Raw genomic sequence first — 13628 nt, forward strand, 5'->3', positions numbered from 1 at the left:
TACGGGACGACGCACTCGTGTTCGAGCCCCCGGGTGGGGCAGGGTGTCGGGGACGGACCGAGGGAGGCCCCGATGACCTGGCTGGATGCCGGACCCTTTCTGCGCGGGGTGGCCTGGCGTGACGAGGACGGCCTGCCGCTGCGGGCCCACCCGGCCGACCTGGACCGGCTGCCGTGGGACGTGCTGGAGCGGGCCCGGGTGCCGGTCGGCGTCACGCTGGACTTCCTCGCGTACGGGACGACGAGCGTGGAGGTGCGTTTCCGCGCCGAGCCGGGAGAGGTCCCGCACGCCTTCGGGCTCTGGGCGGGCGGCGTACAGCTCACCGAGGTGCTGGCCGACCCGGCCGAGGAGGAGTCGGTCGTACGCATCGGCCTCCCGCCCGCCGCCGGCCGCCCCGCGCCCCTCCCCGCCGGGCCGTTCACCCTCTACCCGCCCGAGACCCGGTCGCCCCGCCTGCTCGCGGTACGCGCCCTGGGCGGCCGGATCGCCCCGGCCCCCGCCCGCCCCCGCTGGGTGGTGCACGGCGACTCCATCACCGAGGGCTGGTGGTCCACCCGCCCCGCCCATGCCTGGCCGGCCGCCGCGGGCCGCCTGCTCGGCCTGGAGCCGGTCAACCTCGGGCACGCGGGCGCGGGACGGGCCGAGCTCGCGGTGGCGCAGCAGCTCGCCGGGCTCCCGGCGGACGTCCTGACGCTGGCGTTCGGCACCAACTGCTGGGGGCGCGCCCCCTTCGACGTACCGCTGCTGCGCGAGACGACGCGCTCCTTCCTGGCCCTCGTGCGCCGGGGCCATCCGGACACCCCGCTCCTGGTGGTCTCCCCCGTGCTGCGCCCCGCCGCCGAGGACGCCCCGAACGCGGCAGGCGCCACCCTGGGCGCGCTGCGCGCGGCGCTGGAGGAGGCCGTACGGGAGGAGGCGGCGGCCGGGGACGACCGGCTGGCCCTGCTGCCCGGACGCGGACTGCTGGGACCGGAGCACCTGGCCGACGGCCTGCACCCCGATGACGCGGGGCACGCGCTGATCGCGACGGCGGTGGCGGAAGCCCTGGCGGAACTGCTGGGAGACGCCGGGCGGACGCCGGCGTGAGCCGGATCTCGTTCGCCGCCGTCGGGTGCCGACGTGAGCCGGATCTCCTTCGCCAGCCGAAGTCCGCCGGAAGCCCGTCGATTCGGGGCGGCGGCGATGCGCATGTTCCGCGGCGGGCGGGGTAACCGGGGCCCCGTGGGCTGCGTGGTGCGGACCGTTCGGCCGATGCGACTACCATCGTTCGGCTGAAAGCCCGGACGACCGGCAGCTCCGGCAGGCTGCCGCCCGGCAAGCGATGCCAACGGCGAGAGGTGAGGGTTGAGTACCAGCGAGACCACCGTGCGGGACCGTCTTCTGGACGCCCTGCGCGAACGGGAGCAGGAGATCGCGGATCGCTGGGTCCGGCTCCAGCTGGAGCAGTCGACCCTGGGCGTCGACCTGGGCGAGTACGAACTGCGCGAGGAGGCGGATCTGCTGATCACCGCCCTCGGCGCGGGCCTCGCCAGCGACGTACCGGTGCGACAGCTCGTGGCCTCCCAGCACGAACTGCGCAGAACGGTCATAGAGCTGTCGCTGCGCCGGGCCCGCGCGGGCGCGACGCCCACGGCGACGTCGCTCGCGGTGCTGTCCCTGAAGGAGGCCCTGCTGGAGGCGGTGCAGCACACCACCGCGGACTCCCGCGAGCTGTTCGACGCGGCGGTCCTGGTGAACCGGTTGCTGGACGCGGCGGGCGCGCTCTCCTTCGAGACGTACGTCGAGGGCCGCGAGGAGATCATCCAGCGCCAGTCGAACCAGTTGATGGAGCTGTCCACCCCGGTCGTGCGGCTGTGGCACCACGTCCTCGCGGTGCCGTTGATCGGCACCCTGGACACGGCCCGCACCCAGGTCGTGATGGAGAACCTCCTGCAGGCCATCCAGGACAACGAGGCGCGGGTCGCCATCATCGACATCACCGGCGTCCCGGCCGTGGACACCGCCGTCGCCCAGCACCTGATGCACACGGTGAACGCGGTGCGGCTGATGGGCGCGGACTGCGTCATCTCCGGCATCCGGCCGCCGATCGCGCAGACCATCGCCCAGCTCGGCATCGACCTCTCCACCATCCTGACCCACTCGACGCTCGCCGACGCCCTGACCGCCGCGGTACGCCTCACCGACCAGCCGTCGGTCCCGACGCCGCACGCACCGGCGGGGCCGTGAGCACCCCCCACCCCCGGGACGGCGGGGTGCCGATCCTGCGGCTCGGCGACGTGCTGGTGACCGGTCTGCTGAACGAGCTGGACGACAAGTCGGCGATGGCGTTCACCGACGAGCTGACCGAGCGGATCGTCAGCGACGCGGCGCGCGGCGTGCTGATCGACATCTCCCGGCTGGAGCTCGTCGACTCCTTCGTGGCCCGCATGCTGATGGAACTCACCACCATGTCACGGCTGCTGGGCGCACGGGTGATCGTGGCGGGCATGCGGCCCGCCGTGGCGATCACCCTGGTCGAACTCGGACTGCAACTGACCGGCGTGGAGACGGCCCTCAACGCGGAAGCGGGTCTCGTCGCGCTGGGCTGGCAGCGCATGCCCCAGCCGCCTGGGGAGGCCCCTCGTGACTCTCTACGATGAACAGCTCACCAGAGCCGCGCACCCCGAGCGGGACGGCGGGGGCAGCGACGGCAGCGCGCAGACGTACCAGGTCGTCACCGAGGAAGACCTCCTGACGGTCCGTCATGCGGTACGGGCGGCCACCGTCGAGGTGGGCTTCGGCCTGGTCGACCAGACCCGCATCGTCACCGCCGCCAGCGAACTGGCCCGCAACGCCTACATCCACGGCGGCGGCGGCAGTCTCACCGTGGAGCAGGTGCGCGAGGGCGGCCGCACCGGCCTGCGGCTGGTCATGCGCGACGACGGCCCGGGCATCCCGGACCTGGAGGCGGCGCTGACCGACGGCTACACCACCGGCGCCGGCCTGGGCCACGGCCTGGGCGGGGCCCGGCGCCTGATGCACGAGTTCGCCGTGCACAGCCACGCGGGCGAGGGCACCACCGTCGTCGCCACCCGCTGGAACGGACGCTGATGCAGGGCGAGGCGGCGACACCCGCCGGCCCGGCTCCCCGGGGGACCGGGTCCGGCGGCAGGTTCGGCGCGGCCGTCGCCACCCGCGTCCGGATCGACCACTACAGCGCCGTCCACCTGGCCGCCGCCACGGCCCGCCGCGCCGCCGAGGACAGCGGGCTGCCGGGGTCACTGCCCGAGCGGGCCGCGGTCCTCGCCAGCGAACTGGCCAGCAACATCGCCAAGCACGCCCAGGACGGCTCGGTGTTCGTGCAGCCCCTGCCGCTGTGTCCTGGCGTGGAGATACTCGCCACCGACCGCGGCCCCGGCATCCCCGACCTGGAGGCCGCCCTCACGGACGGCTGGACCACCACGAACACGCTGGGCTCGGGCCTCGGCGCGGTCCGCCGCATCGCCTCCGAATTCTCCCTGCGCACGAGGCCGGGCGGGGGCACCCTGATCTGCGCCCGCGTCTTCGCCCCCGGAGCCCCGCCTCCCCCCGGCCCCGACCTGGCGGCCCTGTGCCTGCCGCTGGAGGGCGAGCACAGCTGCGGCGACGGCTGGGCGGTCGCCGACGCCGGGGCGGGGCGGCGCACCCTCGTGGTCGTGGACGGCCTCGGGCACGGCGAGGCCGCCGAGGAGGCCGCCGACACCGCCCTGCGCGCGTTCCGCCGCGCCCCCGAACCGCCGCTGCCCGAGCTGCTGTCCGCCCTGCACCGGGCGCTGCGGCACACCCGGGGCGCGGCCGTGGGGCTGCTGCGGCTGCGGCCCGACGGGGACGCCGACCACTGCTCGGTGGGCAATGTGCGGGCCCAGACGGTCGGCTTCGACGGCGTGCGCTCACGGACGACCGGGCAGCCGGGCGTGGTCGGCTGGAACATGCCGCGGCCCCGGGTGCGGCGGATCCCGGTGCCGCCGGGCTCGACGCTGGTCCTGCACAGCGACGGCATCGACCCCCGCTGGACGCACGACCCCTCCCCGTTCCTGCTGCGCCTGCCGCCGCCCCTGCTGGTGGCCTCGCTCGCCCACGGCTTCCGGCGCGGCCGCGACGACGCCACCGTGCTCGCGACCGGCGCGCAGGCCCCGGCCGGCGCCCCGATCCCGCCGGGCGGGCCCGCGCCCGCTCCGAAGAGAGACGCATGATCCCCCACAGCACCACCCACCACTCCCTGCCCGGGCTGCGCACCACCCTGCGCCGCCTCGCCCACCAATTGGACCTGCCGGTCGAGCAGCGCGCCCGGCTGGCGCTGGCGGTGACACAGGTGGCCGCGGAGGAGCTGGGCGCGGGCCGCTCGGTCACGCTGCACGCCACCCGGGAGGCCGGCCCGCAGGACGACGAGGCGGTGCTGACCGTACGGCTGCGCACGCCGCTGGCGCCGCGCCCGCCGTCGCCGAAGGAGCTGCGGGACCTGCCGCTGCCCGCCGAGCGGATGGCGGACGCGGCAGCCGTGTGGCGGCTGCCGCACCCCCGGGCCACGATTCCGGCGCAGGGCGGCGGGACGCCGGGGACGACGGAACTGCTGGAGGAGGAGCTGCGGGCCGCGGTCGCCCGGGCCGACGCGCTCGCCGAGGACCACAAGCGCCTCAAGCACGAACTGGCCGAGACCAACAGCGGCGTACTGGCCCTCTACGTGCAACTGGAGGAACGGGACGAGCAGTTGCGGCGCGCGCACGGCCAGATGCTGCGCGAGCTGGAGGACGCCCTGCGGCCCTCGCCGGTACGGGTGCCCGGCCTGGAGATGGCGGTGCACTACGAACCGGCGGGCACCGACGCGCCGACCGGCGGCGACCTCTACGACTGGTTCCTGCTCCCCGACGGCCGCGTCCACATCACCCTCGTCGACGCCCTCGGCCACGGTGTCACCAGCACCCGCAGCGCCCTCAACGTCACCCACGCGGTGCGCACCCTGGCACTGGAGGGCCACCCGCTGGAGTCGATCGTGGCCCGCACGGACGAGATCCTGCTGCCCTTCGACCGCGACCTGATGGCGACCGTCCTGCTGGCCAGGATCGACCCGCGGGGCGGCGCCTTCTCCCTCGCCAACGGCAGTCACCCGCCCGCCCTGGTGGTGCGCGCGGACGGCCGCGCCGAGTACCTGGAGGTACGCGGCCGGGGCATCGGCTACCCCCTGCCCGGCAGTGAGCAGCTCCTGTACGAGGAGCTGGCCCCCGGCGACCTCCTGGTCCTCTACACCGACGGCCTGACCGAGAGCCGCCGCGACCCCCGCGAGGGCGAGCAGCGGCTCCTGGAGGCCGCCCGCGCCCACCGCCACCTGCCCATAGAGAAGATCCCCGGCGCGATCGCCGCCGACATGCACACGGTGATCCTGCACCCGGACGACACCGTGGCCCTGACCGTCCGCAGAACCCGCGAGGACAGCGCATGAACCCTGACCTTCCCCCCGCCCGCGAACTGACCGTCGACGTGCGGACCGTCACGGTCCGGGGCCGCGACGCCGGCGTGGTGCTGGCCGTCGCGGGCGACCTGGACTTCGACAACTCCCCCCGACTGCGCACGGCGCTGAACGGGCTCTCGCCGGCCCCCGGCGACCTGCTGGTGATGGACCTCTCCGAGGTGACCTTCTTCGACTCCAGCGGGGTGACGATGCTGGTCATCGCGCGGAAGGTGGCGCAGGCCGCGAGCGCGGAGATCGTCGTCACGGGGATCACGCCGATGGTGGCGAAGATATTCCGCATCACCGGTCTGGACGAGGTCTTCCGCACCTACGCCGACCCCGAGGCGGCCTTCGCCGAGAGCGTGCACAACTGAACGGGCACGGGGGCGATGAGTGGGTGATGTCGGGGTATGCGAGCGGTTGATGACTGAGGAGCCGCCCGTGGTTGTCCTGGATTCACCGCAAGGAGCGCAGGGAGACAGTGCCACCGCCCGAGACGCCGCCGCCGTGTATCTCGCCCAGCACTGCCCCTGGGCCGATCTCGACGCGGTCCTGCTGGTGGTGAGCGAACTGGTCACCAACGCCGTACGGCACACGTCCGGCTGGTGGCGGCTGCGGCTGCGCGTCGGCAAGGAACAGCTCGTGATCGACATGGAGGACTCCAGCCGGGAGCCGCCGGTCCCCCGGGAGCCGGACTTCGCGGGCGGGGGCGGCTTCGGCTGGCACATGGTGCAGCGCCTGGCCGGTCAGGTGGAGGTGCGTCCCCTGCCGGACGGCAAGCAGGTGCGGGCCACCTGGCTCCGCCCGGCGGACGCGGTCTGCTGAGGCGCGGGACGGGCGGCCCCGGAACCGTACGCACACACCCGGTGCGCATGCACCGAGCCGGTCCGGAACCGGCGCGGACGGCGACGGCGACGGCGGCCATGACAGCGGAAGCGGACGGAGAGCGGGCGTGAAAAAGGGCCCGGATCCCGCAAGCGAGCGGATCCGGGCCCTTTCGATGCTTCTCCGCACTCACTCCTGGACGAGCAGTCCTTCGCGCAGCCGCTTGGTGATGCGCGTCAGCAGCCGGGACACCTGCATCTGGGACACGCCCAGCTCGGCTCCGATCTGCGACTGGGTCATCTCCGCGCCGTACCGCATGCTCAGGATGCGCCTGTCGCGCTCGTCCAGCTCGTCGATGAGGGGCTTGAGCGCCTGGACGTTCTCGACGATCTCCATGTCGGCGTCGGTGTCGCCGAGGCGGTCGGCGAGGGTCTGCGCACCGGAGTCCGCGCCGTCGTCGAGCGGGATGTCGATGGAGCCCGCCGTGTAACCGTTGGAGGCGACGAGACCCTCGACGATCTCGTCTTCCTCCATGTCGAGGTAGGCGGCGAGTTCGCTGGTCGTCGGGGCCCGGTCGAGCTGCTGGAACAGCACGTCGGACGCCTTCGCGAGGTCTATCCGCAGCTCCTGGAGGCGACGCGGCACGTGCACGGACCAGCTGGTGTCGCGGAAGAACCGCTTGATCTCGCCGACGATGCACGGCATGGCGAAGGTGGCGAACTCGACCTCACGGGTCAGCTCGAACCGGTCGATCGCCTTGATCAGGCCGATCGTGCCGACCTGGACGATGTCCTCCATCTGGTCGGCGCGGTTGCGGAAGCGGGTCGCCGCGTACTTGACCAGGGCCAGGTTGAGCTCGATCAGGGTGTTGCGCGCGTACTGGTACTCGTGCGTGCCCTCTTCGAGGACTGCGAGCCGGGCGAAGAAAAGCCTGGACAGCTCACGGGCGTCCTTCGGGGCTACCTCCGACGGGTTCGCCACGTACGGAAGTTCCCTTTCCGCGGGCGCGGTCTCGGTCACTCCTCGCGTGGTTCCCGTCGGGACTGCGGTCGCCATGGACACGGTGTCCTCCCCTTCATCGGTATATCAGCGCAGGGCGCGTGTACCCGGACAGCCGCGGGCCATGCGTGGTCACGCACCGCTAATTTATTCAACACCACCCTCGCATCGCGGATTTACCACCCCCTCCCCGTATCAAGCCTCCCCAAACCGCCCACAGCGGTCCTTCCTCCAGCTTGCCACGGGCGGCGGCCCGGGTCACTCCTCCCGGACGAGGCCCGCCTCGTACGCGAGGATCGCCGCCTGGACCCGGTTCCGGAGGCCGAGCCGGGCGAGGATCCGGCTGACGTACGCCTTCACCGTGCCCTCGACGACGTGCAGCCGGCGGGCGATCTCCGCGTTGGAGAGCCCGGCGCCGACGAGGGCGAGCACTTCCCGCTCCCGCGCGGTGAGTTCGCCGACGCGGGCCCGGGCCGCGCTCCGCCTGCCGAGCTGCCCGGAACCGAAGTGGGTGAGGACCCGGCGGGCGACCGTGGGCGAGAGGTACGCGCCGCCCTCGGCGGCGGCCCGCACCCCGGCGACCAGTTCGCGCGGGTCCCCGGACTTGAGGACGAATCCGGCGGCTCCCGAGCCCAGCGCGCTCGCGATGTACTCGTCCTCGGAGAACGTCGTCAGCATGACGACGGCCGCCTCCGGCAGGACCCGCCGCAGTTCCTCGGCCGCCCTGAGCCCGTCGACCCGGGGCATCCGGACGTCGAGGAGGCACACGTCGGGCCGGTGCTTGAGGCCGAGCTCGACGGCCTCGTGCCCGTCACCCGCCTCGGCGACGATCTCCATGTCGTCCGCCGACGAAAGGATGGCCCGCACCCCGGCCCGGATCATCGCCTCGTCGTCGGCCAGCAGCACCCGGATCAATGCGGCTCCCCCTCCTGTCGTCGTCCGTGTCCGCGTCGCACCGGGACGCTGTCCCGGCCCGCCGGACGCCACGGACCCGCCTCCCCGGACACGGGAAGGCGGGCCCGTACACGGACGACGCGCACTAGCTCCAGCTTGCGTGCAGCGGCTTGCCCTCGGCGTAACCGGCGGCGCTCTGCACACCGACGATGGCCTTCTCGGCGAACTCCTCCAGGGAGGCGGCCCCGGCGTAGGTGCAGGAGGACCGCACCCCGGCCACGATCGAGTCGATCAGGTCCTCGACACCCGGGCGGGCCGGGTCCAGGAACATCCGCGACGTCGAGATGCCCTCCTCGAAGATCGCCTTGCGGGCCCGGTCGTACGCCGACTCCTCGCTCGTGCGGTTCTTGACCGCGCGGGCGGAGGCCATGCCGAAGGACTCCTTGTACCAGCGTCCGTCGGCGCTCTGCTGGAGGTCGCCGGGGCTCTCGTAGGTCCCCGCGAACCAGGAGCCGATCATGACGTTGGACGCACCGGCGGCGAGCGCCATCGCCACGTCGCGCGGGTGCCGCACGCCGCCGTCGGCCCAGACGTGCTTGCCGTGCTTCCTGGCCTCGGCGGCGCACTCCATGACGGCGGAGAACTGCGGCCGGCCGACGCCGGTCATCATGCGGGTGGTGCACATGGCGCCGGGGCCCACGCCGACCTTGATGATGTCGGCGCCTGCCTCGATCAGGTCCTTCACGCCCTCCGCGGCGACGATGTTGCCCGCCACGATCGGCACCTGCGGGTCGAGGGCGCGCACGGCCCTGACCGCGGCGATCATCGACTCCTGGTGGCCGTGCGCGGTGTCGACGACCAGGGTGTCGACGCCGGCTTCCAGGAGCTGCTTGGCCTTGCCCGCGACGTCGCCGTTGATGCCGACGGCGGCGGCGATGCGCAGCTTGCCGTCGGCGTCGACGGCCGGGGTGTAGAGGGTGGCGCGGAGCGCGCCCTTGCGCGTCAGGATGCCCGCGAGGCGGCCGTCCCGGTGCACGGCCGGGGCGTAGCGGCGGTTGGCGCCGTCCAGCTTGTTGAAGGCCTCGCGCGGGTCGATGTCGGCGTCCAGGAGCACCAGGTCCTTGGACATGACCTCGGAGAGCTGCGTGAAGCGGTCGACCCCGGCGAGGTCCTGGTCGGTGACGACACCGACCGGCCGCTGCTCGTCGTCCACGACGACACCGGCGTTGTGCGCCCGCTTGGGCAGCAGGGACAGCGCGTCGGCGACGGTCTGGGTCGGGGCCAGCACGATCGGCGTGTCGAGGACGAGGTGGCGGGTCTTGACCCAGGCCACGACCTCGGTGACGACCTCGATCGGGATGTCCTGCGGGATGACGACGAGGCCGCCGCGGCGGGCCAGCGTCTCCGCCATGCGCCGGCCGGCGATGGCGGTCATGTTGGCGACGACCAGCGGGATCGTGGTGCCGGTGCCGTCGGGGGCGGAGAGGTCCACTCCCTGGCGGGAACCGACCGCGGAGCGGCTCGGCACCATGAAGACGTCGTCGTACGTGAGGTCGTACGGCGGCTTGAGATCGTTGAGGAAACGCACGCGCGGAACATCCAGTCGTTCGGTGTTGGCCCCGGGGCATTTCAGCCCGGGGGAAAACGCACGTACTTGATTGTCCCACGAGTGCCCGGTTCCGCGCCCCGGGGTGATCCTCCAGGTGACGCGCCCCTGCTCTGGCCGATGCTCCAAGGGGTGAGGTCTCCGCCGGGCCCGGCCGGCAGGCAGACCGGCCGCCGCTTCCGCGGGCGCTGCCCGGCCCCCGGTGCCCCCAGGGATACGAGGAAGGGGGCGGCCGGCAGCTCGCCCCCTTCCTCGTACGGCGGAAACCGCGTGCGGCCGCGCCCGGTGCCGCTCAGTCGTCCGGGTCCGCGCGGTCCAGCGCCGGGCGCGGCGGCGGGCCGCCCGCGCTCAGCAGGTAGTCGGCCGCCGCGGTGTCGGTGACCAGGCTCGTCACGAGCCCGGAGCGCAGCACCGCGTCGATGGCCGCGGCCTTGCGCAGCCCGCCCGCGATGGCGACGACCTCGGGTATGCGGCGGAGCCGGTCCGCCTCGACGGTGATGCAGCGCTCGCCGAGGTCCCGGCCGACCCGGCGGCCCTGGGCGTCGAAGAGGTGCGCGGAGGTCTCGGCGGCGACGCCCAGGGAGGCGTAGTGCGCGCGCTCCTCGTCGGTGAGCATGTCGTGCACGGTGGAGATGCCCCGCTCCCACGACCCGATGGACACGCACGCCACCGTCACCTTGTCGAAGTAGTCGAAGGCGCGGGCGATGCCCGTCTGGTTGCGCAGGGCGGCGGCCGTCGCCGGGTCGGGGAGCAGCATCGGCGCGTAGATGGGGTGGGCCTCGCCGCCGGAGACCTGGGCGGCCCGCCGGACCGCCTCGACCGAGCCGCGCTCGGCGGTCCCGGCGTCGTACACGCCAGTGAGCTGGACGACCGTGCACGGCGGCAGGTGGTGGAGGGCGGCGGCCATGTGGATGGTGGAGCGCCCCCAGGCGAGCCCGAGCACGTCGCCCTCGTTCACCAGCTCGCCCAGCAGGTCGGCGGCGACCTCGCCCAGGTTCTCCGGATCGGGGGCGTCGTCGGCCGCGTCCGCCGGGGACTCGACGACGACCGCGTGCCGCAGGCCGTACCGGGCGCGCAGGGCGTCGGAACGCTCCGCGTCCAGTTCGGCCGGGACACGGATCTCGATCCGTACGAGATCGCGTTCCAGGGCGGTCTCCAGCACCCGGGCCACCTTGAAACGGCTGACGCCGAACTCCTCGGCGATCTGGATCTTGGACTTGCCCTCCAGGTAGAAGCGGCGGGCCATGGCCGCCGCCTGCACCAGTTCAGCGGGTCCCATCCGCATGGCCGACCGGCCCGCTGACATCGCAGACACCGCGATCTCCTTAACCTTGGTTCACTTTCACACAATGGTTCGTCGTTCATCCTGTCAGATGCGACGGACCTTGATCAGCCCTGCGGGCCCACGTTCATTTTGCCGTCTTGTTACCGTGGCCGCCCCGATGCTGCGACGACGTTCAATGGGCGCAGGCCCAGGGAGCCTTCGCGGTGGCCTCCTCGGCCTGGTGGCGCAGCATGCGCACGGCGGCCGCCGGGTCGTCCGTGGTGTAGACGGCCGAACCCGCCACGAAGACGTCCGCGCCCGCCTCGGCGCAGCGCTCGATGGTGGAGGCGGAGACCCCGCCGTCCACCTGGAGCCAGAGCTGGAGGCCGTGCTTGGCGATGAGCTGCCGGGTGCGGCGGATCTTGGGCAGCATGATGTCCAGGAACGACTGCCCGCCGAAGCCCGGCTCAACCGTCATGATCAGCAGCATGTCGAGCTCGGGGAGCAGGTCCTCGTACGGCTCGACGGGCGTCGCGGGCTTGAGCGCCATGGAGGCGCGGGCGCCCTTGGCGCGGATCTCGCGGGCGGTGCGGACGGGGGCGGCGGCCGCCTCCGCGTGGAAGGTGACCGACCCCGCGCCCGCCTCCACGTACTGCGGGGCCCACCGGTCCGGGTCCTCGATCATGAGGTGGCAGTCCAGCGGAATGTCCGTGGCCCTGCTGAGCGATTCCACGATCGGGACGCCGAGGGTGAGATTGGGGACGAAGTGGTTGTCCATGACGTCGACGTGGAGCCAGTCGGCGCCCTCGACGGCCCGGGCCTCCTCGGCGAGCCGGGCGAAGTCCGCGGACAGGATGCTGGGATTGATCTGCGCTGCCATGCCCCAAGACTGCCATGCCGTGCGGGACTTCACGGACGGGGCCGGTCCCCCGGCGCCCGCCCGCACGACGGCCCCCGCGGGACCGTCGGCGCCGCGTCCCCCCGGCCGCCCGCGAGGCGCGCCCGCCGCCCCGCCGCCGAGGGGCGGCGTCCCCTACGCCACGCGCCGCAGCACCGCCAGGTACATCGCGTCCGTGCCGTGCACGTGCGGCCACAGCTGTACGTCGGGGCCGTCCCCCAGTGCGGAGACCCCCGGCATCAGCGGCCGCGCGTCCACCCACTCCACCTCGAACGGCTCGTTGCCCGCACCGCGTCCCCGGATCACGTCGTCCACGACGGTCCGCGTCTCCGCGAGATGCGGCGAGCACGTCGCGTACCCCACCACACCGCCGACGCGCACGGCCTTCAGCGCTTCCCGCAGCAGTCCCCGCTGCAACGGCGCGAACCCCTCCAGGTCCTCCGGCCGCCGCCGCCACCGCGCCTCGGGCCGCCGGCGCAGCGCACCGAGCCCCGAGCACGGCACGTCCACCAGGACGCGGTCGAAGGTCCCCGGCAGCCACGGCGGACGCGTTCCGTCCGCGGCGATGACCTGGTAGGGCCCGGGATTGCCCGCCAGCGCCTGCTCCACCAGCCGCGCCCGGTGCGGCTGCTTCTCGGAGGCCAGCAGCACCGCCCCGCGTCCGGTGGCCAGCGCCGCGAGCAGCGCCGCCTTGCCGCCGGGGCCCGCGCAGCCGTCCAGCCACCTTTCGTCCCGGCCCTCGACGGGAGCGTTCGCCAGGGCGGCGGCGACGAGCTGGCTGCCCTCGTCCTGGACGCCGGCCCGGCCGTCCCGTACGGCGTCCAGCGCACCCGGTTCGCCGCCCTCGGCCATCCGCACCGCGTACGGCGACCAGCGCCCCGGCAGCCCGGACTCCTCGCCCAGGACGTCCAGGAGCTCCTCGGTCGTGGACCGGCCGGGGCGGGCGACCAGCGTCACCTCGGGGCGTTCGTTGTCCGCTTCGAGGAGGTCCTCGATGCCCGCCCGGCCGCCACCCAGCGCGTCCCACAGGGCGGAGACGATCCAGCGCGGGTGCGAGTGCACGACGGCGAGGTGCTGCTCGGCGTCCTCCTCGTACGGCGGGGCGACCTGCTCCACCCAGGTGTCCAGGTCCTGCCGGGAGATCTTGCGGAGCACCGCGTTGACGAACTTCGCGCGCCCCTCGCCGAGCACCAGCCGGGCCAGGTCCACGCTCGCCGAGACGGCCGCGTGGGTCGGGATGCGGGTGCCGAGGAGCTGGTGCGCGCCGAGCGCGAGCACGTCCAGGACCGGCGGGTCCACCTCGCGCAGCGGCCGGTCGATGCAGGCCGCGACGATCGCGTCGTACGTCCCCTGGCGGCGCAGCGTGCCGTAGACCAGCTCGGTGGCGAGCGCGGCGTCGCGGCCGTCGAAGCCCTCGTTCTTCTCGCGGGCCTTCTTCAGCAGCGGCGGCAGCACCAGGTTCGCGTACGCGTCCCGCTCGTCGACCGCGCGCAGCGCCTCGAAGGCGAGGAAGCGGACCGGGTCCTTCTCCGGCTTGCGGTGGGGCCTGTACGGCTGCTTGCCCTGCGGCTTGCCGCCCGGCGGCTTGGTGCCCGGCCCGCCCTGCTTGCGGGGACGGTTCTGCTGGGACTTCTGGTCGCTCAAAAGGTGCTCCGCTTGAGTGAAGGGTGGTTCCCCC

Annotated in this window: 14 protein-coding genes; 8 read left to right on the forward strand and 6 right to left on the reverse strand. The window is 73.5% G+C overall.

The window, feature by feature from the left end:
• The first annotated feature begins 72 nt into the window (after positions 1–72).
• From ACIP93_RS19820 to ACIP93_RS19855, 8 genes are all read left to right on the forward strand, one after another.
• Entirely contained in the window at positions 73–1086 is a 1014-nt protein-coding gene (locus ACIP93_RS19820) for a GDSL-type esterase/lipase family protein (protein WP_401760681.1), read from the forward strand.
• A 258-nt stretch (positions 1087–1344) separates the two neighbouring features.
• Positions 1345–2226: an STAS domain-containing protein gene (locus ACIP93_RS19825; RefSeq protein ID WP_401760682.1), complete on the forward strand. Its 882-nt coding sequence runs from the start codon at positions 1345–1347 to the stop codon at positions 2224–2226.
• Complete coding sequence (locus ACIP93_RS19830) at positions 2223–2639, forward strand: STAS domain-containing protein (RefSeq protein ID WP_345225010.1); 417 nt, start codon at positions 2223–2225, stop codon at positions 2637–2639. Before ACIP93_RS19825 ends, ACIP93_RS19830 begins: the two co-directional genes overlap by 4 nt.
• Before the next feature lie 91 nt (positions 2640–2730).
• A complete protein-coding gene (locus tag ACIP93_RS19835) occupies positions 2731–3090 on the forward strand; it encodes an anti-sigma regulatory factor (protein ID WP_345226661.1) in 360 nt (119 codons plus the stop codon).
• On the forward strand, positions 3090–4211 hold the full coding sequence (locus ACIP93_RS19840) for an ATP-binding protein (RefSeq protein ID WP_401760684.1): 1122 nt from the start codon (positions 3090–3092) through the stop codon (positions 4209–4211). The genes ACIP93_RS19835 and ACIP93_RS19840 overlap by 1 nt, the downstream gene beginning before the upstream one ends.
• Positions 4208–5455, forward strand: a complete 1248-nt coding sequence (locus ACIP93_RS19845; RefSeq protein WP_345225007.1) for a PP2C family protein-serine/threonine phosphatase — start codon at positions 4208–4210, stop codon at positions 5453–5455. Before ACIP93_RS19840 ends, ACIP93_RS19845 begins: the two co-directional genes overlap by 4 nt.
• Positions 5452–5838 carry an STAS domain-containing protein gene (locus ACIP93_RS19850; protein ID WP_345225005.1) on the forward strand — a complete coding sequence of 129 codons (387 nt, stop codon included), beginning with the start codon at positions 5452–5454 and terminating at the stop codon, positions 5836–5838. Before ACIP93_RS19845 ends, ACIP93_RS19850 begins: the two co-directional genes overlap by 4 nt.
• A 67-nt stretch (positions 5839–5905) precedes the next feature.
• The gene (locus ACIP93_RS19855) at positions 5906–6289 is read left to right on the forward strand and encodes an ATP-binding protein (RefSeq protein WP_345225003.1); all 384 of its coding nucleotides are present in this window, start codon (positions 5906–5908) and stop codon (positions 6287–6289) included.
• Between the two features lie 189 nt (positions 6290–6478).
• Here the strand turns inward: ACIP93_RS19855 and ACIP93_RS19860 are convergent, their stop codons facing one another.
• The 6 genes from ACIP93_RS19860 to ACIP93_RS19885 form a co-directional block, all read right to left on the reverse strand.
• Entirely contained in the window at positions 6479–7351 is an 873-nt protein-coding gene (locus ACIP93_RS19860) for an RNA polymerase sigma factor SigF (protein ID WP_380837877.1), read from the reverse strand.
• A 195-nt stretch (positions 7352–7546) separates the two neighbouring features.
• Entirely contained in the window at positions 7547–8170 is a 624-nt protein-coding gene (locus ACIP93_RS19865) for a response regulator (RefSeq protein ID WP_401761014.1), read from the reverse strand.
• Between the two features lie 157 nt (positions 8171–8327).
• Positions 8328–9713, reverse strand: coding sequence for a GuaB1 family IMP dehydrogenase-related protein (locus tag ACIP93_RS19870; RefSeq protein ID WP_401761015.1), 1386 nt, complete (start codon positions 9711–9713; stop codon positions 8328–8330).
• Positions 9714–10080: 367 nt separating this feature from the next.
• Positions 10081–11094, reverse strand: coding sequence for a sugar-binding transcriptional regulator (locus tag ACIP93_RS19875; RefSeq protein ID WP_401761017.1), 1014 nt, complete (start codon positions 11092–11094; stop codon positions 10081–10083).
• 151 nt (positions 11095–11245) lie between these two features.
• Positions 11246–11932, reverse strand: coding sequence for a ribulose-phosphate 3-epimerase (rpe, locus tag ACIP93_RS19880; protein ID WP_345224992.1), 687 nt, complete (start codon positions 11930–11932; stop codon positions 11246–11248).
• Positions 11933–12085: 153 nt separating this feature from the next.
• On the reverse strand, positions 12086–13594 hold the full coding sequence (locus ACIP93_RS19885; protein ID WP_401760687.1) for an RsmB/NOP family class I SAM-dependent RNA methyltransferase: 1509 nt from the start codon (positions 13592–13594) through the stop codon (positions 12086–12088).
• Positions 13595–13628 lie beyond the last annotated feature (34 nt).

Source organism: Streptomyces sp. NPDC088745, assembly GCF_044751045.1.
In the GTDB taxonomy this organism is placed as follows: domain Bacteria; phylum Actinomycetota; class Actinomycetes; order Streptomycetales; family Streptomycetaceae; genus Streptomyces; species Streptomyces cremeus.